The 1,119-nt window shown below is 60.4% G+C and carries 1 protein-coding gene and 2 pseudogenes; 2 read left to right on the top strand and 1 reads right to left on the bottom strand.

What is annotated here, in order from left to right; genetic code table 11:
- Positions 1-169: 169 nt before the first annotated feature.
- Positions 170-313 (top strand): annotated as a pseudogene (locus AC58NV_RS23660) (transposase); the annotation flags it as partial.
- Positions 314-320: 7 nt separating this feature from the next.
- Positions 321-596 (top strand): annotated as a pseudogene (locus AC58NV_RS23655) (DDE-type integrase/transposase/recombinase); the annotation flags it as partial.
- A 45-nt stretch (positions 597-641) separates the two neighbouring features.
- On the opposite strand, the gene AC58NV_RS23650 reads toward AC58NV_RS23655, so the two are convergent.
- The coding region (locus AC58NV_RS23650) for an IS110 family transposase (RefSeq protein WP_497229320.1) at positions 642-1,119 on the bottom strand (478 nt) is incomplete at its 5' end.

Genomic DNA, 1,119 nt, shown 5'->3' with positions numbered 1-1,119 from the left:
ATCACACGCCTGAACGAGCTCATGCCCTGGCGCTACGCTGCTACCGCAGCGTAGCAGGCACCGCCGGACCTGTGCCAGAGCACCTTCACCGGACGGTCACTGAAAACTGGATCGTTCAGAGCTGGAGTTTTCCGCTAATTTTCCCTGGCGGGGAAAGGAGAGGAATAGCATGAAGGCATCGAAGTTCACGGAGGCGCAGAAGGCCTTCATCCTGAAGCAGGGCGAGCAAGGCACACCGGCCGCGGAGATCTGCCGCAAGGCCGGGATCAGCCAGGCGACCTACTTCAACTGGAAGAAAAAATACGGGGGCCTTCTGCCGGATGACCGTTGTCGACACGCATTCCCGGCTCTGCCCTGCGGCCGATCCGCGGTTCACCTATCGGGGCGAAGATGTTGTGCAGACGCTCGAACGGGTCTGCGGGCAGATCGGCTACCCCAAGACGATCAGAGTCGATAACGGCAGCGTGTTCATCTCGCGGGACCTCGATTTTTGGACTTACGCCAACGGCGTTACCCTCGACTTTTCACGGTCTGGAAAGCCCACGGACAATGGCTTCATTGAGGCGTTTATCAGCAAGCTCCGGGCGGAATGCCTTCTGTAATCGGAGCGTGTTCGTCAAGTGCGATGGGTTTCGGTTCCCTCATGGGGTCATGCTTCTGTCCGCGGGCGGCCAATTGGGGCACGCCGCATGTTGGCGCTCGAAGGTTAGGCGGACCATGCCTGGCAAAGGTGGCGGCCCTTTTTCTTTCAGCAGCCAGGTCAGCTCACGCTGAAAAAGATGCCGGCCGGTCCCGACGCGGATGCCCCGCTCCATCAGGAAGCCCCGGGCCTGATTCGCCAAGCGTGTCCGGTTCTGAACATGGCGTTCCCCTGCCCGGTGCAGCGCCTGAAGATCGAGTTGCTCGGGCGCCTTCAAGGTCACAAAGGACATGGTTGGGAGAGTTTCTGCTTCCGCAATCGCTTCTGCGTCCCGGTCGTCGGTCTTGTGGATCTTCACGTAGGGCCGGACATAGAGAGGCGACATCAGGCGCGGCTCATGCCCTCGCTCCACACAGAAATGGTCAAGGTGGTGGACGCCGCCGCATGCTTCCATCGCCACAAAGCAAGGTGAGAGCCTG

The sequence above is a fragment of the Leisingera sp. ANG49 genome (assembly GCF_059694505.1).
Note: the sequence above shows the minus strand (reverse complement) of the source record. Positions and strands in the feature narration are given on the sequence as shown.